Source organism: Hominisplanchenecus faecis (genome assembly GCF_020687205.1).
In the GTDB taxonomy this organism is placed as follows: Bacteria; Bacillota; Clostridia; order Lachnospirales; family Lachnospiraceae; genus Hominisplanchenecus; species Hominisplanchenecus faecis.
Genome location: NZ_JAJEQE010000017.1, coordinates 22,982 through 47,887, shown reverse-complemented (window position 1 = coordinate 47,887; position 24,906 = coordinate 22,982). Strand labels below are relative to the sequence as shown.

The window sequence follows — 24,906 nt, the reverse complement described above, 5'->3', positions numbered from 1 at the left end:
TATTCTTTCTTTTCCGACAGATCTTATCTTGCCGACTCTGTTGTGATTGCTTCAAAGGATTCCGGTGCCTTGTCTGCAAAATCATTCTCCGCCATAAAGTTTGCCATATCCATGACGCCCGGAAGTTTCATATTATAGACACATCCCGGATCCTGCATCCAGCCCAGCATTGTTTCTGCCGTGACATCTTCTTTTTGGCAGAGAATATTTGCTGCTTCTTCCTGGTTGTTGTTGATGTAATCCATCGCTTCCTGCGTTGCGTCTACAACTGCCTGATAGATTTCTGGCTGATTTTCATACAGGTCATCAGATACCAGACCAACGATAAAGGCATTTCCTTCCGGCCATACGGAATCCAGGCTCTCAGCTTCTTTGATATTATCCTGTTCTTTTGCCTTGAAAATATAAGGTGCGGTTGTGAGCTGGCAGGCTACACTTCCGGACATCAGGGCAGTCATGCCATCCGGATGGGACATTGCCACCAGATTGTTGTCCAGTGCATGGGCATCTCCAAGCTCTTCCTTTGCGAGCATTGCCAGCAGAATATGCTGAATACTTCCGACGTTTACAACGGAAATCTTTTTATCATCTGTGATATCTTTTAACGAATGGATCGAATCATCGTTTGTAAGCAGTTCATGTGGCTGTGCTGCGATCGTTCCGTACATTTTGTAAGGAATGCCTGCTGTGACGCCGGAAATAAACGGTGCAATTCCCATACATGCCACATCAATATCCCCGGATGCCATCCCTTCATTGATCGCCGATCCGGAATTTAAGCTGACCCACTCAACCTCGATATCTCCATCGTAGTTTTTCTCGATCAGTCCCTGTTCCTGCATGATGGTCAGCGGTGCATAAGCCAGTCCGTACTGATAAGCAATCTTTACTTTTGCTGTGTCCCCACTATCCTGCGTACTTTTCTGACTTTTTCCGCATCCGCTTACCCCCAAAACCATGGATGCCGCCAGAATCATTGCTGTTATTTTCCTCACCCTTTTTTTCATCGTCTTTTCCTTTCTTTTGAGCACCCGGTCTGCTGCCTGGTACATTTTTAATTTAAGCCACGGACATTATTATAACATATCCGGGTCATTTTGCATCAGCTTATTCTATAATTGTGATATAATTATGACATTTTCATTACACACAGCACTGTTTTCGTCATTTTTTCATAAACTTCCTGGTCAGGAATCTGGACAAACCGGCATCGGAAGGCAAAAAAATCCCCCGGAAATCGCTCTCCGGAGGATTGTATGTTCTGTTTTATGCTCTGGCTGCCGCCTTTGCCTTCGCTTTCTCACCCAGGAAATCAATGGATGTCTTGCAGATTACCTTATCAAAGATAATGAACATCGCCGGCAGGATGAAGATTACGCATGCCATACTGATCAGGGCACCTCTTGATAACAGTGTACAGATTGCACCGATCATATCAACTTTGGAATACCATGCCACACCGAACGTTGCTGCGAAGAAACTGAAACCACTTGTCATGATAGACAGTGCACATGCTTTGTGTGCATTCATGACGGCTTCTTTCTTGCCAAATCCTTTTCTTCTTTCCTTCTGGTAACGGCTCGTCATAAGGATCGCATAGTCTACGGTTGCACCAAGCTGAATGGTTCCGACTACGATACTTGCAACGAATGGAAGTTCGATTCCCTGGAAAAACGGGATTGCCATGTTGACGTTGATGGCAAATTCAATAACCGCAACCAGAATGATCGGAACGGAAATGGATTTGAATACCAGCATAATGATGATAAAAATAGCTGCTACGGAGGCAACGTTTACATTTACCAGGTCGATGTCCGTTACATCCTGCAGATCTTTCATCAACGGAGCTTCACCGATCACCATACCGTTTGAATCGTATTTCTTTACAAGATCGTTGATCGCTGCGATCTGACTGTTGGATTCGTCTGTTGCGGAGCTGTACTTTGAGCAGACAAATACCAGTTCCTGTTCATCACTTTGCAGCATATCTTTGACATCTTTCGGGATCATGGAAGCCGGCACGTTTGCACCGAATACGCTGTTCAGTCCAAATGCCCATTTCACACCGTCCACCTTTTCGATGTCTTTCATCAGCGTAGTCTTGTTTGCATTGGAAATGTTTTTATCCATCATGATGATGTGCATGGTGCTCATGTCGAAGGTATCTTCCAGTTTTTTGTTTGCCACATTTGAATCCAATGTTGACGGAAGCGATTTATCAATATTGTAGTAAATCTTGGTGTTGTTGTTTCCGTATACTGCCGGAAGCAGTCCGATGCAGAAAACGGCCAGCCAGATTTTATAATGCCTGATGATAAAACCGGACAGTCTGTTCGTATTCTTGATCAGCGGTTTATGTTTTGTCTTTTCGATCAGCGGATCAAAGATCAGGATGATCGCCGGAAGCAGGGTTACACAGCAGATAACACCGATGATAACACCTTTTGCCATTACGATACCAAGGTTTTTACCAAGTGCGAATGTCATCAGACACAGGGCTGCGAAACCGGCTACCGTTGTGATGGAACTGGATACGATGGATTTGAAGGTATTGGATATTGCATGACCCATCGCTCTGTTCTTGTCGCCAGGGAATCGTTTTTTATTCTCCTCGAAACTGTCCAGCAGGAAGATCGAGTAGTCCATCGTAACACCAAGCTGAAGGATCGCTACCAGTGCCTGTGTCAGATACGAAATCTCACCCAGGAAAATATTCGTTCCCATGTTATACAGGATCGAGATTCCGATACAGAGCAGGAACAGGATCGGCACCACAAAGGATGTTCCGGTAATCTCCAGCACGATGAAAGAAAACAGTGCTGCGATCGCCACGTAGATCGGCAGTTCCTGCAGACACAGATTCTTGATATCGGTTACGACACCGGACATACCACTGATAAAACACTGTTTATCTGCAATGGCACGCATATTTGTGACTGCTTCCATCGCTTCGTCTGAAGATGTCGTATTATCAAAAAGTACCAGCATCATTGTGGAATCGTCCGCAAAGAAGATATCCTTTAAATCTTTTGGCACCATGCTTGTCGGAACGCTGATATCAGCGATGTCATCATACCAGAGTACCTTTTTGACATGTTCGATCTCTTCGAACTTGTTTTTCAGTTTCTGCACATCTTTAAGCGGCATATCCTCGACGACGACCATCGAGAATGCACCTGTGCCGAATTCATCCACCATAACATCCTGACCTTTTACCGTTTCCAGAGATTCCGGAAGGTAACTTAAGATATCATAGTTGATTCTTGTTTTTATGGTTCCAATAACAGATGGAATGAGAAGCAAAATTCCGATCAGTACAATCAGGATACGGTGTTTTGCTATCCATTTTCCAGTCTTGACCATTGTTGTCATCTCCTATCTTTCCTTAATATTTATGATACCGGGGAGCAAAGATTTTATTCCCCTGACATCCCGTTTACGGATTCTGTGTCGGCTGATCATTCTGTGCATGGATTGCCTCCAGTGACATCAGCAGTGCATAATTTGATGCCTGCATCGCAAAGTCCAGAAAGTACTCTGCCAGCAGTATCTTATTCTCAGCTGAGAGTTCTTTTGTCGTTTCCTCCGTAAAACTAATCCCAAGCTGCTCCTGTGCAATCTGGATCACCTGGTCGACTTTGTCGTAAGCTTCTGCTATCCGTCCTACCAGTTTCGCCTTGCTGTACTTCATTTTATTGTGGAGCATTTCACGGTTTTCTCTGCATTCTCTGCGGAGTTCCTGGATATCTTTTTCTACCTGTTCCGGACAGTCCATCTCGCCCTGCTCAATGCGGCTGTGCATCTGTCCGATCGCCTTATCCAGCTCATATAGCTTTACAGAAAGTATATCATGTGTCATACGCACACCCCTTTCCTTTCTTTCTCACACCATTTTAGCAAAAATCTGCTTCGCTGATATAGACAAAATATCCGCAGTGTAAAAGAACTTTACACTGCGGATATTTTATAAATCGTTATTCTCATCTGAAACAAGGACTGCTTTGCCCATTAACAGAAGATAAATCTGATGTACTATATAACTGATGTTTTCGGTGTCCTGCTTCGTCCACTCGCGGAGCAGTCCCATAACTGCCTGACAGTGGTAATGCAGGATAAACTCCCGGTCTTTGTCTGAATAACCCTCGTACCAGTGCTGCATCTCCGTCACTTTCTCAAACAGATCATAAAAAACCTGCTCCAGCATACGTCCGATCTCGTCACCATAGTTGGACTGCATACCGCGGATCGCATAAGGCTGAAGCTGGATCGCAATCTCAAAGAAATGGCGAAGCCCCTTCTCAAGATCCTTCTTTGCAATGCACTCTTCCAGGACAATCTCCATCTCCTGGTACAGAACCCACTGGATCAGATCCGGAATATCCTCAAAATGATAGTAAAATGCCTGTCTTGTGATGTGACATTCCTCCACAATATCCTTTACCGTCAGTTTCTTTACTTTTTTCTCAAACAGAAGGTTGCCGGCAGCTTCTGCAATTGTTTTTTTCATATCAATAGCCATTTTACCTACTCCTATTTCACTCAAAAAACCGCTTTGTTGCTTATGCTACCGTACATTTTTTCTTCTGTCAAGTAAATTAATTCTAAACTGTTCCTGAGGCTAACGATATGCAAAATGAACAAATTCCCCAAGAAGACACTTTTACGTGTCTTCGGGGAATTCGTTCATTTGCACATTCAGAAAATCTCCGCATCTTCCTAATAAAACTGATGTGCTCCGATCTTCACTCCGGTTCCGGATCCTGTATTAAAGTACAGTGCTCCTCCTACCGGATTCTCTCCGTTCAGTGCTGCCTGAGCTGCTTCTACGCAGTCACTCGGTACACCGCTTGCCAGTGCACTTGCCAGTGCTCCGCTGTACGCCGGTGTGAACTGTCCTGCCTGGTAAACAACCTCGGAAATGCTGTTCGGGAAGGAAGCACTTGCCACACGGTTGAGAACAACGGCACCGACTGCCACTTTACCTTCGCGGCTCTGGTTGCCTGCCTCGCAGTAGATGATCGCTGCCAGAAGGTTCAGATCACTGGAATCTGCTGTGGTAACAGTCTCTTCGCTTCCGGTTGACGCTGCAGAATCGTAAGTGTCGTCTGCGGTATCATAGGAAGCATCTGCTGTCGTATCTTCGCTGTAGCTGTTGTCGGTATAAGAACCGTCTGTGCCGTATGTACTGTCGGACTCATAAGTTTCACCGGCATAAGTACCGTCTGTATAAGAATCGCCTGTATTATAAGCATCACCGGTATAAGTACTATCTGCATTGTAGCTGTTGTCTGCATAAATGCTGTCCGCAGAAGTATTATCATAAACACCATCTGCACTGTAGCTGTTGTCGGTATAAGTATCATCTGTACTATAGCTGTCATCGTTGTAAGTGCTGTCTGTATCTGCCGTGCCATAGCCTGCTGCATTCCAGCCCCAGCCGTTCGGATCGTAATAGCCCTGTGCCACGCTGTCCGTTGTGTCTGTATTGGCATCTGCATCACTGACGTTGACATCCGCAGTTGAGATTGCAACGGCACGGTCTGTGATGATCGTCTCTTCGGCATCCTCTGCCGGAACGTATGCAACCGTAACGTCATCCATCTGTACCTGATACCAGTCACCATCCTCGGAAATCAGGCTATACTCGCTTCCGTTGTCTGCACTGTCCAGAATGTCTGCTGCTGCATCCGGTGAAGAGAACAGGTTTACACCATCCCAGTTGACCTTGACGCCCTGTGTACCATAGACATTTGCCAGATATTCTGCATCTTCTCCGTATGCCAGATAATCATTCTTGATATATCCTTCCACGCCGTTTGAAATGATGTGTGACCATTTCTCGCCCTTTTCGATCAGGTCTGCAGATGCTCCCTTTGGAAGATAGCCGACGATCTCACTTTTGGTGGATGCATTTGCACGGATGTTGACCTGTGTATCTACATCTGCCACTGCACGATAAGACCACACGCTGTCTTCTATATTATTACTGTCTGTAGACGGTGCTGCAAAAACAACTGTGGAAGATAATACTGTAAATGCAAATACCGTCGCACTGCCGCAAAGTACCGTTTTCATTCTTGCTTTCATGTAAAAAAACCTCCTGAACTCCTATAACTTCACGCTTTTTTGGCATTTTTGTTATATTTGTTACAAATGTATTAATTTTTGTTACGTTTGCATCATATAACAGTTACAGTATTTTGTCAACCTTTTTTTATCTTCGTCAAGTGATGAGAAGCAAAGGATTGCACTCCCACTAAGATAGCCTCCGGCGGATTGCAGAGGCATTCTTGAATTTTAAAGTTTGAGGATATAACGCAAAAAAACATTGCTCTCATAAAGAAAGGTGAGAATCGGACTTTCTTTTATCATCGAAAGCAGCTGGCTTCCGATCTCTGTGTTGGAGCAGATCGCCACTACCAGAAAGAACAGCCAGACGATGCAGATCCCTTTTACAAATCCGAGTGCTCCTCCGCACATCCGGTTGACGCCACGCAGGATCGGCAGCCTTGTCATGATCCGCAGTGCCCGTGCAACGGCGTGCAGGGCGATACTTACCAGGTTAAAAGAAATAAAGTAGGTCAGCATGTTCAGGATCATATCCGCCAGATAGGTGGAAATATATTCCGAAAAGGTCTGAACCGCCATATTTGCATACGTGTAACTGTTGTTATTATCAAGAAGCTGCGTCTGCAATTCTTTCGGGATCGGCAGTGATTTGATGATCTTGTTCTGATCTTTTCGCGGCACATCGCTCTGCTGTGCAAATTTCTGTGTTTCTTCATCCAATTTGTCCATGATCGCATCTTTCACCAGCGTCTCGCATTTGCTCTCCACAAATGAGTAGACGGGTGTCTGCGTTTTCAGAAAATCATTGACATAGGGTGTCGAATAATAGACCAGTACACCAGAAAACACGAAAAAAAGCAGAGAGGTCAGCGTCCTCGCAAAACCTCTCATATAGCCATTGATCGCAAATACCAGCAGTACCAGTAAGATAATGATCGTAAGTAAATTCATAATTTCCTTTCTGCTATCCAAGCCGGATCAGATCTGCACTGTCCTCGGTGATCACCATATATTTGCGGAATCCACGGATACTCAGCACATTCTGGATTGGCTTGCGGTATTTTCCCTGGAATGTTTTCTGACCGTTTAACTTATAAATGGCAAATTCTTTTTCATTGAACAGCACGATTTTGTCTTTCTGCAGGGTAATACTGTTGTACTGCAGATCAAAATATTTCTGCATGGTATTCTTACCGCCGGTATTGTAGACCTTCATCAGATATTTATGTCCAGAGTCGCCTCCGTCAAAGACAAAGCCGATGCGGTTGCCGTCATGGAAAGTACTGATGATCTCCTGATCAAACTTCACCGTTTTCTTTTCTTTCGGAGACTGGCTGCCGGAAAATACCGTAAACCCGTCGGTGCGGACGGCAACTGCCGTGCTGTTGTCACAGAAAAAAATCTGCGGAGCCAGCACGTCGTCCACATTTAGCTCACCGACCTGATTGTTCAGCTCCATCTGACCTGCACTTCCGAAGTTATAAAACGCAATATGTGTACTGATTTTGTTTCCATTGACCCGCATATAGGACACTGCCATCTTGATCCCGTCCGGAGAAAGTGCCATATCCAGCGGATAACCAAAATCGTCGATCGTCGTGCGATTCTCGGCGATCAGTGTCCCGGATGCATCGTAAAAATTGACCCAGGTCACATCATCATCTGCTAGGATCACCGCCACAACACCCTGCGTTGCCACTCTTGCCTTCTGGATCGGCAGTTTTGTCTGGAACTGTCCTTTCAGTCCCTCTTCATCAAATACATAGACCTGCATCCCCTGCTGATCTGCGATCACAGCAGTCGTACCGCAGACATCCACGAACGGTGCCTGCATACTGTAGGTCGTACTCCATTTTATATTCGATTTGCTGTCCACACAGGCTACCCCGTCGGAGCTGTATTTCAGGAAATAATCTCCAAACTCCAGATACTGCGTACTGCTCACGTCATTTCTCTCAATGCGGTCTGAGGTAAGATAGGTGCTTCCGGTGTGGAAGAATAAAAATGTCCCAAGCCCGAACAGCAGGATAAACAGAAGTCCCATGGTGATCGCATTGCGGTTATGTACAAACTTCTGATGTTTTTTAATCTTATCCCACAGTTCTTCTTTTGCCTGTGGATCTTCCGTCATCTCATATGTCTCGATGCGGATATCCGGATCGTTGAGCTCTTCGTCCAGATTCAAATCCAGATCATCCTCTTTTTTTCTGAATAATTCTTTTAATTTTATTTTCATCCTCATTTCGTCCTTACTGTGCCAATTCTGAAATTTTCCTGATGCTCTGCAAAAGTTCTTCTTAAGTACCCTGCAATGTTGTTATTATAGTTTAAAAGGCATGGGATAGTCAACCATGCCTTTTACGTTCCTTATTCTTTTTACGGCAGCACGATCTTCTGTCCCGGAAGGATCGTGTTTGGATCGGTAATGCCGTTCAGATCACAGATTTCCTGAAGCTTGTCCAGATTTCCGTAGTACATCCGGCAGACGATCGCCAGCGTATCGCCGTCCCGCACCGTGTATTCTGCCTGATACTTCGTCACATCCGAAGAGGATGCCGCACGGCTATTTGTAGAGGAACTGCCGGATGTGGTGCTATCCTGCCTACCGGAAGTTCCGGCACCTCCTGTTCCATCGGTTGCTGTGCTGCTTCCCGCTGTTCCTGTGCTGCCTGTTGTTCCCATATTGTCTGTGGAATCGCCTGTTGTCGTCGTATTGCTCTCTGTACTGCTCTCTTTTAAGATCCAGGTCTTTTCGGTCTCATCCTTTGCGGCACTCTCCTTTGCGGCACTCTCCTTTGCAATTTCTCCTTCTGCCTGTGCCGAAGCTGCCAGAGCATCCGTTTCTTTCTGTTTTTCGGTTCCTTTTGACAGGCCACTGCTCTGCCCATCACTTCCAAGTGCCATCTCCTGAAGCGTCACTTCCATATCTTTCATGCGATTATAGTTGTTGACCATCGTCGCCCCGATCACCAGGATCGTCAGCACCAGAAACATACTTGCACCATATAAAAAACGCACCATCGTCGGAGTTTTGCTTTTCTGCTCCTGCTCCACGTTCTGTGCGTCCTGTTGTTTTTTTGCGATCCGTCTGCGGAAGTTCTGGATGGCTCCATCCTGATTCTTTGATTCCGCCTCCACGGACTGCCCTTCATTTTCTTTTACCATATAGCTCTGCATCTGTTCGTTTTTTTCGTAGTAGATGTAATAGCCGCTCTGCTTTCGAATCCCGGTGTTCTCCGTCAGGAAAACGCTGGCATTTTCTTCGCTGTCATACAGAAACAGCAGCCTGTCCTCACCCGGAAACTGTTCCCGGTGCAGATCAAAGAGCTTCTCATCCGGTTCTTCTTCCGGCTCCTCCATCTTTTTCGCCCAGCCGATCACTTCTCTTCCCGGAAAATACTGTTTCATTTCCCGGTAGATTTTCTCCCACATATCATCGTTTGGTTCACCCTCCGCGATCTCTACGGCTCCGTCCGCAAACAGACACTTCATGTTTTCGTTCTGCCAGACTTCACCGAGCAGCACTGCACAGCCTGTCTTTTCCAGAAATGTGATCACATAATCTTCTATATAAACCCTTTTATCTGATCCTGCATCTCCAATCTGCCGGATATTTTTCGGCAGGCCTGTCCGTTCCTTTCCCTTTCCGTCCTTTGAGGTTCCCCTGTAAACCATTTCGATCATACTCCCAATCCTCCTTTATACTACTTCCAGCTGATGCCCCTATCGTAGCACAAAGAATCTGCAAATTTTAGCAATCCGTGGGATACTTTTCAAGAACTTTCCGACATGTTTTTCATCGGATTGATGCGAATAAACCTTCCTTTTTTCGGATACACTGTAAAAGCCTTTAACACGGCAAATTTTTAAGAGAGGGATGACAATCATGTTTTCTTCCGATACGATCTGCTATTTTAATGCAGGCTCTTCCGATACCGCAGAGCTTCTCGGAAATTATCTTTCTAAAATTCTGATAAAAAACGGTTTTTCAGATATCGCACCTGTCCTTCTATGCATCGGAAGTGACCGTGTGACCGGTGACAGCTTAGGTCCGATGGTCGGCAGTGCACTGGAAGAACGGTACAAAAAAAGCATCCCCGTGTTTGGTACACTGAAGATGCCTGTTCATGCTCTCAATCTTGAGGAAACCATCGATGCGATCCATCTACATTTTCCGGATCATCCGCTGATCGCTGTCGATGCTTCCTTTGGAACAAAAGAACATCTTGGCTGCATTACGGCCGGCAAAGGAAGTCTCTGTCCCGGTGCCGGCGTCGACAAAAATCTGATTGCAGTCGGTGACTTTTTTGTAACCGGAATCGTAGCGTCCTTTTCTCCGTTTTCACATCTGGTACTGCAGTCAACACGGCTGTCTGCCGTAATGCCGCTCGCCTCGCAGATTTCCCGTGGGATCGCTCATGCCATTGACGAAATTGCTCCCGGCTATAACCTTTCTTCGCAGATACTTTGAAACTGCATGACTGATCTTATATGCATTTTGTCCTCATTACAGCTCCACGCGGCCTTCCAGGGCACGCAGCAGAGTAACTTCATCAATATATTCCAGATCTCCGCCCACCGGTACCCCGCTGGCAATCCGACTGACTTTGATACCGGTCGGCTTGATCAGCTTGCTGATGTACATCGCCGTTGTCTCGCCTTCCAGGCTGGAATTGGTAGCAATGATCACTTCATTGACATCGCCCTGAAGTCTTGTCATCAGCTCTTTTAATTTTATGTCCCCCGGTCCGATGCCGAGCATCGGTGAAATTGCCCCGTGCAGAACATGGTAGATACCGTCATACTTGCCGGTCTTCTCGTACGCCGCCAAATCTCTTGTATTTTCCACGACCATGATCGTCTTGTGGTCTCTTGCATCGTTCTTGCAGATCGGGCAGAGCTCATCGTCTGTCAGCGTAAAACATTCTTTACAGTATCTGACGTTCTTCCTTGCATCGATAATCGTATCCGAGAGCCGCTGCACTTCCTCGATCGGACGGTTAATAATATGAAACGCCAGGCGTTGGGCTGATTTCGCCCCCACACCCGGCAGTTTGGACAGTTCTTCGATCAGTTTTGTGATATGACTGCTATAATAATCCATCAGAACGGAAATCCTCCACCCATACCAGTAAGTCCGCCTGTCAGTTTTGACATGACTGCGTTGGTCTCTTCCTCTACTTTTCTCAGAGCTTCGTTGGTAGCTGCCATAATCAGATCTTCGAGCATCTCGATATCATCCGGATCTACGACTTCTTCTTTGAGCGAAACTTTGGTCACTTCTTTCTTACCGGAGATCGTCACTTCTACCACGCCGCCGCCTGCTGCTGCCGTAAACTCTTTCTCTTCCAGTGCTTTCTGGTTTTCTTCCATTTGACGTTGCATTTTCTGTGCCTGTTTCATCAGATTGTTCATATTGCCCGGAATACCTCCGCCCGGAAATCCTCCACGTTTTGCCATTTTCTAATCCTCCTGATTTTGCAATAGTTCATTCATCATCTTCTATTTCTATATCTGCATGGACCAGATTTTCAAGTGCCTCCTCGACCTGCACTTTGGAAAGTCTGGTATTTGCCACATGCTCATCTGCCTGCAGGATCATCTTGACTTTGACCTTCCTGCCTGTTTTCGCTGCAATGATCTGCTCGAGTACTTCTGCTTTCTTCGGATCATTGACATAAGTCTCTCCCAGAAAATCAGAAAATACGATATAAAGCGTACCATCTTCTTTTTCTGTATTAAATTTCGGAACGGCACTTGCCAGAACCACACGGAAACGCCCTGAAGTCTGTGCCAGGATCGTCCGCCACATACCGACGATCTTCTGCAGATCTTCCGGTGCTGCCTTCTGAAGCTTTGCCGGGTCTGTACTGCCTGCTGTTCCATCCGGATCTATGCCTCCCGGAGCCGCCATATTTACCGGATTTTGATAGTCAAAATTGCCCTCCGGTGTGTAACCACAGGTGTCCTGCTGTCTTACCACCACGCCCGATGCCAGCTGCTTTTCCAGTCTCCGCACGCGTTCCAGTACGGAGAGCTGATCCTGCTCCATCTGCGGACGGCACAGTTTGATCAGTGCCACCTCCAGCATCACCCGCTTGGATCCTGCATATTTGATCTGATTCTGCAATTCTGAAAAAATGCGGATATAACGCATCAGCGTATCATCCCGCACCATCGCTGCTTCTTCTTTCAGCTGCTCCAGATTCTCTGCGGAAACATCCAGCACATCTTCCATATTATCGGAACTTTTAAGCAGAAGCAGGTTTCGCAGATACCAGGTAAAATCGTTTACAAGCTGCGTCAGATCACGTCCCTGCATGATCATATTTTCCAGATGCAGGATCACCTGCGTAACATCCCCGTCCAGCACTTCCCGCAGCAGTTTGCTGAACTCATCGGTATCCACCGCACCGAGTACATCCAGGACATGCTCATACGTCAGCTTTTCTCCTAAATAAAAGGCAATACACTGATCCAGAAGACTTAACGCATCTCGCATGGAACCGTCGCCTTTTTTGGCGATATAACGCAGAGCCTTATCTTCGACTTCGACCTGCTCCTCATCCATCAGCTCTCGCAGACGGTCCACGATCGTCGTGCGGGCGATCCGTTTGAAATCATAACGCTGACATCTGGAGAGGATCGTGATCGGGATCTTGTGTGCCTCCGTCGTCGCCAGAATAAAAATGACATAGGAAGGCGGTTCTTCCAGTGTCTTAAGCAGTGCATTAAACGCACCTATAGACAGCATATGGACCTCGTCGATGATGTAGACCTTGTACTTGCCGCTGGTCGGTGAGTAGGCAACCTCTTCCCGGATCTCACGGATGTTGTCCACACCGTTGTTGGAAGCTGCGTCGATCTCAATCACATTCATGGAATTTCCAGCGGCGATCGCCTTGCAGGTCTCACACTCGTTGCAGGGATTTCCATCAATGGGATGCTCACAGTTTACCGCTTTTGCAAGGATCTTTGCCACCGTCGTTTTACCTGTTCCTCTGGTACCGCAGAACAGATAGGCATGTCCGATACGCTGTGCCCTGATCTGATTTTTTAATGTCCGCACAATTGCGTCCTGGCCCTTCACATCTTGGAAGGAGTCAGGACGGAATTTACGGTATAAAGCAGTATAGCTCATGCTTTCCCTCTGTTTCTAAATACTTCAAAAATGTCTGTGGCAGACTCTCTGCCCTTACATCAGATGTGAAGTGACTCCCATCCGATACCGTCTCGGTTTTATACACCAAAGCTGATGCCGATGCATTTTGCTTCTTTGATCAACTGATCATCCGGAGATACCATCTTCAGCTTGCCGGCTACATCACCAAGCGGTACTTTCTTGACTTTGCCGTTGATGATACCTACCATGTAACCATATTCCTTTTTCATGATCAGAGTTGCTGCTTCTGCACCCAGTCTGGTTGACAGTACACGGTCATACGGACAAGGGTTTCCTCCTCGCTGTGTATGTCCCGGAACGGTAATACGCACTTCGATACCGGTCTTTTGGAAAATCTGCTCTGCCAGTTCGTAAGATACGGATGGATGTTTTCTCTTTTTGATCTTTTCTTTTAATTCTTTTTTCGGAAGAGCTGCATCTTCTTTGGAGATTGCACCCTCTGCAACTGCCAGAATGGTAAAACCACGTCCGGATGCCGCTCTCTTGTGGATCGCTTCGATGATCTTATCGATATCGTAAGGGATCTCCGGAAGCAGAATGATATCCGCACCGCCGGCGATTCCTGCATGAAGCGTCAGCCAGCCGACTTTGTGTCCCATAACTTCAACTAAGAATACACGGTTGTGGGATGCTGCGGTTGTGTGGATACGGTCGATTGCATCGGTCGCAATGTCAACCGCACTCTGGAAACCGAATGTCATATCCGTTCCATAAATATCATTGTCGATGGTCTTTGGCAGATGGATGATGTTCAGTCCCTCTTCACGCAGCAGATTTGCTGTTTTCTGTGTTCCGTTTCCCCCGAGGATCACCAGGCAGTCCAGACGCAGTTTGTAGTAATTCTGCTTCATGGCCTCTACCTTGTCCAGTCCGTGCTCATCCGGTGTACGCATCAGCTTGAACGGCTGTCTGGATGTTCCAAGGATCGTTCCGCCCTTTGTCAGGATTCCGGAAAAATCTTTTGCAGAAAGCATACGGTAATTGCCGTAGATCAGACCTTTGTATCCATCATAAAATCCATAAACTTCGAGTTCCTGCACATTTGCACTAAGACCTTTGACTACTCCTCGCATTGTTGCATTGAGTGCCTGACAGTCACCGCCGCTTGTCAGCATACCAATTCTTAACATTTGCTACCACGCTCCTCTTTTTTTCATACCTTCTTATGCAGATGTCGAAGCAAAAAAACTTTCGGTCTTTTCACTTCAACGGATGCCTGCGAATTGCTTCGTTGCAAAGTAACGCTCGCAATTCTGTAAACATTTAATATAAGGCAGGTGGTCCCTGCCTTCGACACCACCTGCCTTGATTATATAATATTTTTCTTCCCACTACAACGGTAAAATCAATAACTTTCTGTTTCCTTATCCAGGATCACTTCCGCAAATGTTGCTTTCCTCTCCATCAGTTTTGTCAGTTTTGCCATTTTTGATACATTTCCGATCAAGATCACACCGCAGAGCTTTCCGTTCAGGAAATACAGTTTCTCATACTGCTTCTTGCTCCTGTCACAGATCTCCAGTGTTTTATAGAGAAGATTTTTGTTTCTGCCGTTATCTCCGATCGCATACAGGGAAGTATTCATACCGTTAAAGGAGAGCGGCATCTGTACTTTCTGATATTCCACGCACTCCCCGGCTGCATTGGCTCCTGCGACTTTTCCCTGCTCACTTGCCTCGGCCCAGAGTGCTGCATTTTCCCCTTCAAATTCCACGCAGTCTCCGCATGCATAGATATCTTTTTCACTGGTCTGCATTTTTTCATTTACAGCAACTGCCCTGTTTACCTTCAGTCCCATCTGTTCTGCAAGTTCTGTATTTGCACGCACACCGCAGGAGATCAGCACCAGATTGGCTGCGATTTCTTCCCCATCTGCAAGACGAACGGCCGTTACACGCTCCTGCCCTTCGATCCGATCGATCTTTACTCCGGTGCGGACCTTGATACCGACACTCTCTGCAATGCTTCCAAGCATCGCTGCCGCACCTTCATCCAGTTGTCTTCCCATCAGAACCGGAGCTGCCTCGAGAACTGTCACCTGACATCCTGCCTTTTTCAGCTCCCAGGCTGCCTCAAGTCCAAGCACACCGCCGCCGATCACGACTGTCTGTCCGTTCTTTGGGATCATCTGCCCGATTTTTTCTGCATCTTCCAGAGTACGAATCACTGCCACCTGCTCTTTTTCGCTTCCCGGGATCGGAGGGACGAAGCTTTTTGCTCCCAGTGCATAGATCAGTTTCGTGTATTTCAGACGCATGCCATCCTCAAGTGTCACTTCTTTTTCCGTTTTGTCCACTGAAATAATCTTTTTGCCGAGGATCTGATAAACCTGATTTTCCTCATACCAGCTCTCCGGTTCCACCTGGATCTGACTGATCTCAAGTCCGGCATTTAAGGCTTTTGTCAGCATCGGACGGTTATAGGTCGGATATTTTTCCTCCGAGATCATAAGAATCGAAGATGTCTTATCCCGCTCCCGGACTGCTTTCGCCGCATTCAGTCCTGCTGTACCGTTTCCAAGGATCACATAAAATTCATCGCCGTCTTTTCGGTAAGTAGTTTCTTTTTCTTCCACCGGCACAAAATTTTCACGTCCGACACCGCAGACCGGACATACTTCCAGGGAAGAATCAAAAATTTCTCCGCACACCAGACATTTCACAAGCTTTCGACTGCCTTTTGTCGTTTTCTCCGCCTTTTTATCCTGCAAAAGAGAACCGAAATGATAGCCGTATTCGAAAGCCTCTACAAGCTCCGTATCTCCCGGACGGAAACGGATGCGAAGTCCGTCCACGGTATTCATGCGAAGCTGTTTTAGACGCTCCATGATATGCGGCACACCTTCTCCGCTCCAGCCGTAGCTGCCGAATGCACTTGCCAGTTTCCCGCCATGTGTTCCCGCAAAAATGGATGTTGTCAGATCCCAGATCGGCTTTAATGCTTCCCCAACGATCGTCGGTGTTCCAAATAAAATACCATCAGCAAATCCAATCTCTTCCAGTACCTTTGCCTGATCTGCTGTCACCATATCGTAGCTTCGCACATCAATATCACCGCTTGCCTTGATGCCTTCTTCAATCTTTTCCGCGATCTGCTTTGTATAACCATAGGCACTTACATAAGGAATGACTACCGTTTTTTTCTTATTCGGATTAACTACGGTGCACCATCTTTCGTAAGTCTCCTCTATAAAATCAATCCCGGAATCCAGCACCGGTCCATGTCCCGGGCAGATCATCGAAACATCAAGCTCTCTTACACGTTCCAGAGCCTTCAGCATAAATGGCTTGAACGGTCCGATGATGCAGTCAAAATAATATTTCGTTGCCCGCATATAGCCTTCCCGGTCTGTCACCTTGCTGACCAGCACATCCTGAAATCCATAGTGGGAGCCGAAGGAATCGCAGGTCACAAGCACCTGTTCTTCTTCAATAAAGGTGTACATCGTATCCGGCCAGTGCAGATTCGGAACCAGCAGAAAACGCAGCGTTTTGTCCCCGATCTTCATCGTCTCGTTGTCATGCACGATCAGATTGCAGAATTCTCCGTTCACAATTTCCTTTAAAAACCCGGCCGCACAGGCTGTGGAAATGATCTTCAGCTGCGGACTTAATTTCAACAGACGCTGCACACTGCCCGCATGATCCGGTTCCGTATGATTGACCACCAGATAATCGATCTTTGTCACGTCGATCACTTCGCCGAGTTTTGCCATCCACTCCTCAAAAAAGGCTTCTTTTACCGTTTCAAATAATACGACCTTCCCGCCGCTTTTGAGCACATAAGAATTGTAGGTTGTGCCAAATTCCGTGTACATGATAATATCAAAAACTCTGAGCGTGTCATCCACGATTCCCGCCCAGTAAAAATCATCTCTAAGCTTTAATGTTTTCATAGCATACCTCCTGTGGTTTTGTGAATGCTCTATATCTTCACAGCTGCATTTTTTATTCTTGTTTTAAAATGCCCTGTGCAGCTTTAAGCTTTTTATTATGTTTAAATTATCATTTGCTTTTTTGTTATGTTTATACTATACTTTGTATCAGCAGAATTTTCTGTTGCATATGCAACTTTTTCCATCAGAACGCAGCAAGTGTTCGAAAATTCGCAGGCAACCACGGTACGGAGTCTATATCTTCTTTCTGTACAAACGTACAATATTTGAAGTGTATAAAAGATGCTGGTCGACAAAAAGGAAGAAGCTCAGTGACGATATTGAGCAATGTGCAAAATGAATAATTCCCAAGAAGGCACTTTTACGTGCCCTTCGGGGAATTCGTTCATTTGCACATGCATATTTTCTTCCTATAAGCTTTTTCCCTTTTTGCGACCAGTATCTCTACAACACTGCAAACGCTTTTTTTTGCACAAAAAAAGAAAAAACGGAGGTATTTATGAATACAAAACTTTCTCTTTTTGACGGTATTACACCGGAAGAATACAATCGCATGATGGTCTGTTTTCAGGCATCTGAGAAGTCCTTTTCCACCGATGAGACTGTCTGTTTCTATGCTGACCATCCCGACCGCATCGGCTATCTTCTGGAAGGAGAAGCCGCCATCATCCGCACACACCTGGACGGCCGCCAGACCATTCTGGAATACCTGAAAACCGGAGATGTCTTCGGCTCGGCACTTTCCGCCCTGTCACCAAACGGCGATTCTTTGCAGGTGATCTGCACCAAAAGCTGCAAGATCCAGTTTATCGACTATGCCCATCTGATCAGACGCTGCCCAAATGCCTGCAGTTTCCACAGTCTTTTAGTCAGCAATGCTCTTCAGCTGATTTCCAGAAAAGCGATCGCCCTTGGCGAACATCTGGAAATCCTCTCGCAGAGAACAACAAAAGAAAAACTCCTGTGCTATTTCGAAAAACTTGCACAGGAGCAGCATTCAGACAGCTTTACGCTGCCCTTTTCTTTAAGTACGCTTGCCGATTATCTTTCCGTTGACCGCAGTGCCATGATGCGGGAACTGAAAAAATTAAAGGCGGAGGGAATTGTAAAATCAGAACGCAAAACGTTTACCTTAGTCGAATATCGTCAAAACTGAACCGGATTATATACCCTGTTTTACCTTCTTCCCCTGAAAAATGCACCTTAATTAATTCACGCATCAAAATCTGCTTCAAACACACCTTCCGGTGTCCGCATGGTCAGAATTCCGAGGTTGAAATCTTCATCCTGGATCGTAATGTGGTATTCAAACACCACATCCTCCTCAAATTTTGACAGAAGCAGATAGGTTCCGTTCTCTTTTCCGTCGATCTGGTCGCAGATGTCATTGTATACCTCTTCTCCGGAAATCGCTCTCGGATATCCGGAAGCTTTTATTTTCTGCTCAATGGCTTCATACAGTTCGTTCATATGCTCTTCCTCTCTTTCTATATTGGATGCCACGTAAAGCGGATATTCACAATCCGCTTCGCTACTTGCCGAGTAAGTGGTCGCTATGACAATTGTACCATCTTTCCATCTCATATGGTACTGTCATTTTTGTCCTTCTTCGTAAGAGTCTCTATGCAGCTTGATGATAATCCATCACTGCGATTTCCTGCATTTTATTCATCTCTATAAAAAGAGACACCGTGACAGAAACTTTACCGTCACGGTGCCCCTCTCTTTTATGACCAGTATTCTATGGAACACCTCATAATTTTATTTCTTATTTTGTGCGTACTTTCTTCTTTGCACTGTAAGCGGTGTAAACTTTCTCGTTATCCACAACTTTGTATGCTTTGACTCTTACATAGTACGTTTTCTTTGCGGAAAGTCTCTTGATCGTTTTTGCTTTCCTGGAAGCGGAAACAGTAACGGTCTTTTTACCTTTGAAGTTTGCTTTCTTAGCATATTCAATCACATAGCCGTCTGCTCCTTCTACGCTCTTCCAGTTGACTTTCACAGACTTCTTAACACCTTTGACAGCTTTTACTTTCACTTTCTTAGCTGCAAATTCTGTTTTTGCCAACTGGTTTTCAAGGCGTTTCTGCATTGCCTGCACTTCTTCTAACTGTTTCTGTGCTTCGGCTCTCTTTTCTTCCGCCTCTTTCTGGGCTTTTGCAAGGATCTCTTCTGCTTTCTTCTGTGCTTCTTCGGCTGCTTTCGCTGCGGCTTCTGCATTTGCCTGGGCTGCTTTCGCTGCATCCGCACTTGCCTTTGCAGCACCTGCGGCTGCCTCTGCAAGGTCTTTCTGTGCACTTACGGAGTCTTTGGCTGCTTCTGCTGCTTTTGCTGCGGTCTCAGCATCCTTTTTTGCATTTTCAGCTGTTGTTTTGGCTGCCTCTGCGGCTGTTTTTGCTGCTTCTGCATCGTTTGCATAATTCTTTGCTGCATCCTCTGCTTCTTTTGCGGCTTTCTGTGCTGCCTCTGCTTTTGCCTGGGCTGCTTCGGAAGCGGTCTGTGCTTTCTGTGCCTCTGCTTCTGCAGTTTCGGCTGCTTTCTGTGCAACTTCTGCTTTCGCCTGAGCTGCTTCTGCGGCTGCTTTATCAACATCGGCTGCTGCCTTTGCCTCTTCTGCTGCTTTCTTTGCTTCTTCGGCTGCTGCTTTTACTTCTTCTGCTTTTGCCTTGGCTGCTTCGGCATCTGCTTTTGCTGCTTCTGCGGCTTTTGCTGCGGTCTCGGCATCGTTCTTTGCTGCGACTGCCTGGTTTTTGATCTCTTCCAGTTCTCCTGCTGCAGAACTTGCTTCAAAACCTGCCTTGCTTTCTTCCATCTTGTCCGTATCGGAAGTAACCGGGACAATGCGGAATCTCTCTGCATAAGTATTGTAGCTTCCATCTGCATTCTGCTTGGTTGTCGGATAGAATCCTTCCAGAGGTACATGGTTAAAGAATCCTGTATTGCTGACTCCTCGCTGGATCGCATCCAGACACAGATAGGTCTGCTCATCCATCGGAACTTCTGTGGAATGACGAATGGTCTGGTTGTTATACGGATAATCGGTCCAGCTAACCGGATTGATATTTTCTGCTTTTACATGAAGTGCAGAAGATTCTACCGTTCCGTCTGCGGCAACTAAAATACCATTTCCATCGTTATCGGTCAGTGACGTCCATCTGACATCGGTGTGGTTTCCGTTTTCCTGTGGTTTCACATATTTGCTTACAAACTGATCTGTTACGGTGCTCTTGTATACACCAACATCGGTTGCTGTCTTTCGATCAATGTAGTTTTCTTCCGGACCTCTTCCGAAGTATTCCAGATTTTCGTATCCTGCTGCAACAGTCATGCGGACACCAACTTTCGGCAGTGCCTGTGCTCCGGCGGTACCCGGTGCAAAGTTGCTTCTCGGTGTAAAGGCTGACCGAACTACGATCTCTCCATCTCCGTAAATGTCATAGAGCAGTGTCTGTTCTGCATCAACCGGAAGTTTTACGTTCAACGCTACACGGATGTGCTTTCTATTCTCATCCTGTGTGATAACCGGACTGTCCACAAGTTCCATGTTGTCATCGGTATTTCGCAGATTGCGGTTGTATGCAATCGGAGTGTCGTTATAGTTCTGTGCTCTCCAGAAGCTTGGTACCGGACCTTTTTCCAGAACCACTTTGCCGTCCACCGTGTAATCTGAAAGGATACCGGTTGCCTTGTCCATTTTCAGTGAGTAGGTTTTTCCCTCTTTTGTAACACCTTCAATGCTCAGTGTATTGCCGTCGTCCTCTGCTTTGGTAAATTCAGCCATTGCATTGTAATCCAGCGTCTGTTTCTCCTTGTATTCCGGTGTAAGGTCAAACTGCTCATGTGCCACTACATTGTCGTATTTGGTAAGTGTTGCATCCCAGTCCGGTTTTACCTTGTTCTGCACGGAGAACTCCAGCATATAAGTATCACCGGTCTGCGGCTGTACTTTCGGCAGTTCGATCGTGATCACTTCTTCCCCAAAGGTTTCTCCGTCCATACCCGGTGCATTTAAAGAAATCGTTTTTGTTGCGATCTCTTTATCATCTTTTTTCAGGCTCCAGATGATATTGTAATTTTCCAGTGTGCTGTTTTCCAGTTCGTTTACTACTTTTACTTTGATCGTTCCATCGGTCACTTTCGCATCTTCATTTTCAAGATAGAAGTTCACCTGCTGATGATCGTAACGCATCTGTACGGCTTTTGCTGACGGTGTATGATCTGCAAACAGAACACCGTTCGCACAGAATGCATCTGCATTGGAGCTTGCATCCATCCAGTCTCCGCCGTAAGCCCAGAATGTTTTTCCGTCTTCTCTTGTCGTTGCTAATGACTGGTCTGCCCAATCCCAGATAAATCCTCCCTGAACATTGGCGTACGTACGGTTCAGTTTCCAGAATTCATTGAAACTTCCGAAAGACTGTCCCATCGCATGTTCATATTCCTGTTCAAAATAAGGCAATTTGTTGTTTGTGTTTTTAGCGTAACTTTCTACGTTCTTTGCTTCCGGATACTGTGTGCTGTGAACGTCCACAATGTTCTTGCTTCTGGTCTCCATGCCCCATGGATCCGCTCCTGCATCCTTCTGATAACGATGATAATATCCATCGGATTCACGTTCGTACATACGCAGTCTGCTCGGATCACGGTTCAGAACTGCCATGGCTGCTGCCCAGAAGCAGTAAGTATTGTCTAACGGGCATCTTGTGTAAGTTGCTTCGTTTCCATAAGACCATCCGATGATGGATGCATGGTTTTTCAGAAGCTCCAGCATGTTCATGTTTCGATCTACAACCGGAGTTACCCAGCGGCTGTCCCCTCCAGGGATCGGCACTTTATGATCGCCATATGCTCCGTAGTGTGATTCTACGTTTGCTTCTGCATAAACATAAATACCAAGTTCATCTGCCAGATCATATAAAATCTTTGCATTTGGATAATGTGAAGTACGGACTGCATTGACATTGTACTGTTTCATCAGTTTCAGATCATCGATGATCTCCTGATTTGTCACGGCACTGCCGTTTTCCAGGCTGGTATCGTGACGGTTGACACCGCGGAAGATAATCTTCTGTCCTGTGATCTGCATCTGTTCCTGTTCTGCATCGTTAATGTTTACTTTATAGATTTCACGGAAACCTACATGTTCTGCTTCTGCTTCGATCACTTTTCCGGTGCTGTCTTTTAATTCCAGCGTTACCATGTACAGGTTCGGTGTATCCGGGAACCATTTCTTCGGATTCTTAACTTCGATCGTTGCTGTTTTGCGATCACCCAGATTTACTTTCTTCTCGCCGTCTGCATCTGCTGCATTCGGATCGGATGCACCTGTCACACCCTGAAGTGCTTTCAGCTTATCATAAGAAATCGTATCCTGACCGATCACTTTTCCGTCCATGTCTTTCAGTTTGACATCTACGGTATAGCCGCTGGTATCTTCTTTGTCAGTCAGATTGCGGACATCTACATCCACTTTCATCGTAACATCACTGTTCTTATCTGTGCGGTCTGCAAAACTTGTCTGTACAAAGAAATCACGAAGTTCTGCACGGCTGTCTTTGGAATACAGATAAATGTCACGCATGATACCGCTCAGCTGAATGAAATCCTGATTTTCCAGATAACTTCCGATGCCCCATCGATATACTTTCAGTGCGATCGTATTCTTACCATTTTTATTCAGATATGGTGTGATGTTGAAATCATGAGCCGTAAAGCTGTCTGCCGTATAACCAACCTGTTTTCCGTTGATAAACAGATAATAAGCAGATCTTACGGACTGCAGTGACAGAAATACTTCACGTCCGTCCCAGTTTTCCGGAAGCTCAAACTCAGTACGGTAATATCCTACCGGATTATAGTGCGTCGGTGCCTGAGGATCATCATACTCGATGGTATTTCCCTGTGCACTGCCCCACGGATAGATACTGTTTGTATAGATTGCTTCATCAAAATATTTAAAGGTCTTATCTGCGTTTCGATAAGTCTGCCATGCATGCGGTACAAATTCTTTCTGGAAATCTGCTTTTGCTTCTTCCGGAAGTGTTTCTTCCAGATAACCTTTTGCGTCCGCTGCATCTGCTTTTTCCGGATTTTCTACCAGTGCAAAATCCCATTCTTTCTGAGTCAGCAGCTTATAGTAAGTGCTTGCTGTCTCATTCTGGTCATCCAGTGCACTCTTCTCGCTGTTGAATGCAGTGTCTGCATCCTGATACGGAACAAAATCTGCATGAGAAGGCTCTCTGTTTACTTCTGCGGTTGAAATATCTTTGTACCATTCTTTTCCGGTAAATACCGGTGCTTCATCGGTAACGTAAACACGGATCGTGTTGGAAGTATATTCTTTTCCGCCTGCTGTAAGATAACTTGTAATATCAGCATGGCCTGCTTTCAGACCTTTGATCTGATTTCCTTCCAGAGAAGCAACTTCCGGATTGCTGCTCACGGTGCGGATACCGCTGCTGATCACTGCTCCGGATGCGTCTTTTGCGATTGCTGCAAAGTTCGTTGTTTTTCCGGTCTGCAGATAGCTTGCAGAAACTTCCAGACTGATGCTTGCTTTCAGCTCGTTTATGATCCACAGAGATGTTTTTGCACTTTCTTCTTTCATCTGGATCAGCTGCTGGTTTGCATCATTTGCTGTTGCAACATATTTTCCGGATGCCTTGTTCTGGATCCGGTAATTTCCGCTTGTCTCATCTTTGATGATCTTCCACTTCTGTGTATCATCGCCTGTGTTTTTCGCCATGGAAGGATAGGAATCCAGATCTCCTCCCTGGATCACAAGTGATACATTGTTGCGTGGATGCCAATATACATAACCGTCTCCGGCTTCGGTAAATACCCACATACGTGTCTGGGCAAGTGCCGTATTCCACAGATACAGGTTGTTTCCTTCGCTGACATTGTCTGCTCCAGGCTCGATCAGATAACCGGCAAATTCTACGTTATCGATGCGATAAACGCCCGGCCATTCTTTTGCTGCTTCCAGAACAGTCAGTTCTGTGCTGACTTCTTTCCCTTCAAACGCTGCCTTGATCGTTGCCGTTCCAGCTTTTTTTGCGATAACGGTGTTTCCGGAAACTTCTGCAATATCCGGATTCTCACTGGTGAGCACGGCCTTGCTTCCATCCAGTTCAGCCCCATCCGCATCAAATCCGGTCACAGCTGCGGTTGTACTTTCGCCGGTTCTTATGGTGCTGCTGCCAAGTGAGAGCTTTACTTCCGGCTCAACCTTTGCCAGTCTCCATGCCTGTGCCGTATCGGACATGCTTACCTGTGCATGGCGGTTTGCAGAAGTACTTGCATAACGGGAACCATTTTTCAGATAATACTGATCTTCTGTTCCTGCCACTTTCTCGATCGTCCATTTCTGGTTTGCAGATGCGGCATTCTTTCTCTGAAGGCTGACAGCTGAAGTATCTGCCTGCATGACAAGCTGTGCATCCTGCTTATTGTACCAGTAATAGCTTCCATCCTCAGCCTGTTCAAAATAGAACATCTCACAGTCTGCCGGTGCATTTGCCTCCTGCTCCCACAGCCAGAGATTATTGCCCTCGGATGCCTGGTTTCCTCCAGGAGCCATTCTCTGTGTCTCATCTTCCGTATGATAAATACGGTAGAGTCCTTTCAGTCCGTCCGCTGCTTTGCCGGTCTCTGCTTTTGCGACTGTTCCGAGGCTTCCGATGGAAGTCAGAACCATTGCCATGACAAGAACCATGGACAAAACAAAACGAACACTTCTGGTTACATTTTTCAT

General features: G+C 46.1%; 17 protein-coding genes. 2 read left to right on the top strand and 15 right to left on the bottom strand.

Going from position 1 to position 24,906, the window contains the following annotated elements; all coding sequences use genetic code 11:
* Positions 1-23 precede the first annotated feature (23 nt).
* The 8 genes from LKD42_RS06810 to LKD42_RS06775 all read right to left on the bottom strand — a co-directional run bounded on the left by LKD42_RS06810 (position 24) and on the right by LKD42_RS06775 (position 9,753).
* Positions 24-1,007, bottom strand: a complete 984-nt coding sequence (locus tag LKD42_RS06810; protein WP_248835215.1) for an ABC transporter substrate-binding protein — start codon at positions 1,005-1,007, stop codon at positions 24-26.
* A gap of 259 nt (positions 1,008-1,266) precedes the next feature.
* Positions 1,267-3,363: an efflux RND transporter permease subunit gene (locus LKD42_RS06805; RefSeq protein WP_248835214.1), complete on the bottom strand. Its 2,097-nt coding sequence runs from the start codon at positions 3,361-3,363 to the stop codon at positions 1,267-1,269.
* 73 nt (positions 3,364-3,436) lie between these two features.
* Positions 3,437-3,859 (bottom strand): hypothetical protein, encoded by a 423-nt coding sequence (locus tag LKD42_RS06800; protein WP_022118926.1) that lies wholly within the window; start codon positions 3,857-3,859, stop codon positions 3,437-3,439.
* Between the two features lie 105 nt (positions 3,860-3,964).
* Positions 3,965-4,519 carry a TetR/AcrR family transcriptional regulator gene (locus LKD42_RS06795; RefSeq protein ID WP_248835213.1) on the bottom strand — a complete coding sequence of 185 codons (555 nt, stop codon included), beginning with the start codon at positions 4,517-4,519 and terminating at the stop codon, positions 3,965-3,967.
* Between the two features lie 197 nt (positions 4,520-4,716).
* Positions 4,717-6,087 carry a cell wall hydrolase gene (locus tag LKD42_RS06790; RefSeq protein ID WP_248835212.1) on the bottom strand — a complete coding sequence of 457 codons (1,371 nt, stop codon included), beginning with the start codon at positions 6,085-6,087 and terminating at the stop codon, positions 4,717-4,719.
* A gap of 210 nt (positions 6,088-6,297) precedes the next feature.
* Positions 6,298-7,020, bottom strand: a complete 723-nt coding sequence (locus tag LKD42_RS06785) for a CvpA family protein (RefSeq protein WP_248835211.1) — start codon at positions 7,018-7,020, stop codon at positions 6,298-6,300.
* Between the two features lie 13 nt (positions 7,021-7,033).
* The gene (locus LKD42_RS06780; protein WP_248835210.1) at positions 7,034-8,305 is read right to left on the bottom strand and encodes a DUF5711 family protein; all 1,272 of its coding nucleotides are present in this window, start codon (positions 8,303-8,305) and stop codon (positions 7,034-7,036) included.
* Positions 8,306-8,445: 140 nt separating this feature from the next.
* A complete protein-coding gene (locus LKD42_RS06775) occupies positions 8,446-9,753 on the bottom strand; it encodes a LysM peptidoglycan-binding domain-containing protein (RefSeq protein WP_248835209.1) in 1,308 nt (435 codons plus the stop codon).
* A 193-nt stretch (positions 9,754-9,946) separates the two neighbouring features.
* Here LKD42_RS06775 and yyaC point away from each other — a divergent pair, with 193 nt between their 5' ends.
* Positions 9,947-10,540 carry a spore protease YyaC gene (yyaC, locus tag LKD42_RS06770; protein ID WP_173866680.1) on the top strand — a complete coding sequence of 198 codons (594 nt, stop codon included), beginning with the start codon at positions 9,947-9,949 and terminating at the stop codon, positions 10,538-10,540.
* A gap of 36 nt (positions 10,541-10,576) precedes the next feature.
* Here yyaC and recR read toward each other — a convergent pair whose 3' ends face one another.
* From recR to LKD42_RS06745, 5 genes are all read right to left on the bottom strand, one after another.
* Positions 10,577-11,173, bottom strand: coding sequence for a recombination mediator RecR (gene recR / locus LKD42_RS06765; RefSeq protein ID WP_248835208.1), 597 nt, complete (start codon positions 11,171-11,173; stop codon positions 10,577-10,579).
* On the bottom strand, positions 11,173-11,529 hold the full coding sequence (locus LKD42_RS06760; RefSeq protein ID WP_022118918.1) for a YbaB/EbfC family nucleoid-associated protein: 357 nt from the start codon (positions 11,527-11,529) through the stop codon (positions 11,173-11,175). Before LKD42_RS06760 ends, recR begins: the two co-directional genes overlap by 1 nt.
* Before the next feature lie 28 nt (positions 11,530-11,557).
* Entirely contained in the window at positions 11,558-13,210 is a 1,653-nt protein-coding gene (dnaX, locus tag LKD42_RS06755; protein ID WP_248835207.1) for a DNA polymerase III subunit gamma/tau, read from the bottom strand.
* 98 nt (positions 13,211-13,308) lie between these two features.
* Positions 13,309-14,382: a 6-phosphofructokinase gene (locus LKD42_RS06750; protein WP_248835206.1), complete on the bottom strand. Its 1,074-nt coding sequence runs from the start codon at positions 14,380-14,382 to the stop codon at positions 13,309-13,311.
* Between the two features lie 215 nt (positions 14,383-14,597).
* Positions 14,598-17,147 (bottom strand): FAD-dependent oxidoreductase, encoded by a 2,550-nt coding sequence (locus LKD42_RS06745; protein ID WP_248835205.1) that lies wholly within the window; start codon positions 17,145-17,147, stop codon positions 14,598-14,600.
* Positions 17,148-17,646: 499 nt separating this feature from the next.
* On the opposite strand from LKD42_RS06745, the gene LKD42_RS06740 reads away from it, so the two are divergent.
* On the top strand, positions 17,647-18,303 hold the full coding sequence (locus LKD42_RS06740) for a Crp/Fnr family transcriptional regulator (protein ID WP_248835204.1): 657 nt from the start codon (positions 17,647-17,649) through the stop codon (positions 18,301-18,303).
* A 56-nt stretch (positions 18,304-18,359) separates the two neighbouring features.
* Here LKD42_RS06740 and LKD42_RS06735 read toward each other — a convergent pair whose 3' ends face one another.
* Together LKD42_RS06735 and LKD42_RS06730 are read right to left on the bottom strand one after the other, a co-directional pair.
* Positions 18,360-18,617, bottom strand: coding sequence for a hypothetical protein (locus LKD42_RS06735; protein WP_248835222.1), 258 nt, complete (start codon positions 18,615-18,617; stop codon positions 18,360-18,362).
* A gap of 298 nt (positions 18,618-18,915) precedes the next feature.
* Positions 18,916-24,906 carry a glycoside hydrolase family 2 TIM barrel-domain containing protein gene (locus LKD42_RS06730; RefSeq protein ID WP_248835203.1) on the bottom strand — a complete coding sequence of 1,997 codons (5,991 nt, stop codon included), beginning with the start codon at positions 24,904-24,906 and terminating at the stop codon, positions 18,916-18,918.

Coding starts and splice junctions, on each gene's coding strand:
- LKD42_RS06810 (WP_248835215.1), bottom strand. CDS start 1,007: ATGAAAAAAAGGGTGAGGAAAATAACAGCAATGATTCTGGCGGCATCC.
- LKD42_RS06805 (WP_248835214.1), bottom strand. CDS start 3,363: ATGGTCAAGACTGGAAAATGGATAGCAAAACACCGTATCCTGATTGTA.
- LKD42_RS06800 (WP_022118926.1), bottom strand. CDS start 3,859: ATGACACATGATATACTTTCTGTAAAGCTATATGAGCTGGATAAGGCG.
- LKD42_RS06795 (WP_248835213.1), bottom strand. CDS start 4,519: ATGGCTATTGATATGAAAAAAACAATTGCAGAAGCTGCCGGCAACCTT.
- LKD42_RS06790 (WP_248835212.1), bottom strand. CDS start 6,087: ATGAAAGCAAGAATGAAAACGGTACTTTGCGGCAGTGCGACGGTATTT.
- LKD42_RS06785 (WP_248835211.1), bottom strand. CDS start 7,020: ATGAATTTACTTACGATCATTATCTTACTGGTACTGCTGGTATTTGCG.
- LKD42_RS06780 (WP_248835210.1), bottom strand. CDS start 8,305: ATGAAAATAAAATTAAAAGAATTATTCAGAAAAAAAGAGGATGATCTG.
- LKD42_RS06775 (WP_248835209.1), bottom strand. CDS start 9,753: ATGATCGAAATGGTTTACAGGGGAACCTCAAAGGACGGAAAGGGAAAG.
- yyaC (WP_173866680.1), top strand. CDS start 9,947: ATGACAATCATGTTTTCTTCCGATACGATCTGCTATTTTAATGCAGGC.
- recR (WP_248835208.1), bottom strand. CDS start 11,173: ATGGATTATTATAGCAGTCATATCACAAAACTGATCGAAGAACTGTCC.
- LKD42_RS06760 (WP_022118918.1), bottom strand. CDS start 11,529: ATGGCAAAACGTGGAGGATTTCCGGGCGGAGGTATTCCGGGCAATATG.
- dnaX (WP_248835207.1), bottom strand. CDS start 13,210: ATGAGCTATACTGCTTTATACCGTAAATTCCGTCCTGACTCCTTCCAA.
- LKD42_RS06750 (WP_248835206.1), bottom strand. CDS start 14,382: ATGTTAAGAATTGGTATGCTGACAAGCGGCGGTGACTGTCAGGCACTC.
- LKD42_RS06745 (WP_248835205.1), bottom strand. CDS start 17,147: ATGAAAACATTAAAGCTTAGAGATGATTTTTACTGGGCGGGAATCGTG.
- LKD42_RS06740 (WP_248835204.1), top strand. CDS start 17,647: ATGAATACAAAACTTTCTCTTTTTGACGGTATTACACCGGAAGAATAC.
- LKD42_RS06735 (WP_248835222.1), bottom strand. CDS start 18,617: ATGAACGAACTGTATGAAGCCATTGAGCAGAAAATAAAAGCTTCCGGA.
- LKD42_RS06730 (WP_248835203.1), bottom strand. CDS start 24,906: ATGAAAAATGTAACCAGAAGTGTTCGTTTTGTTTTGTCCATGGTTCTT.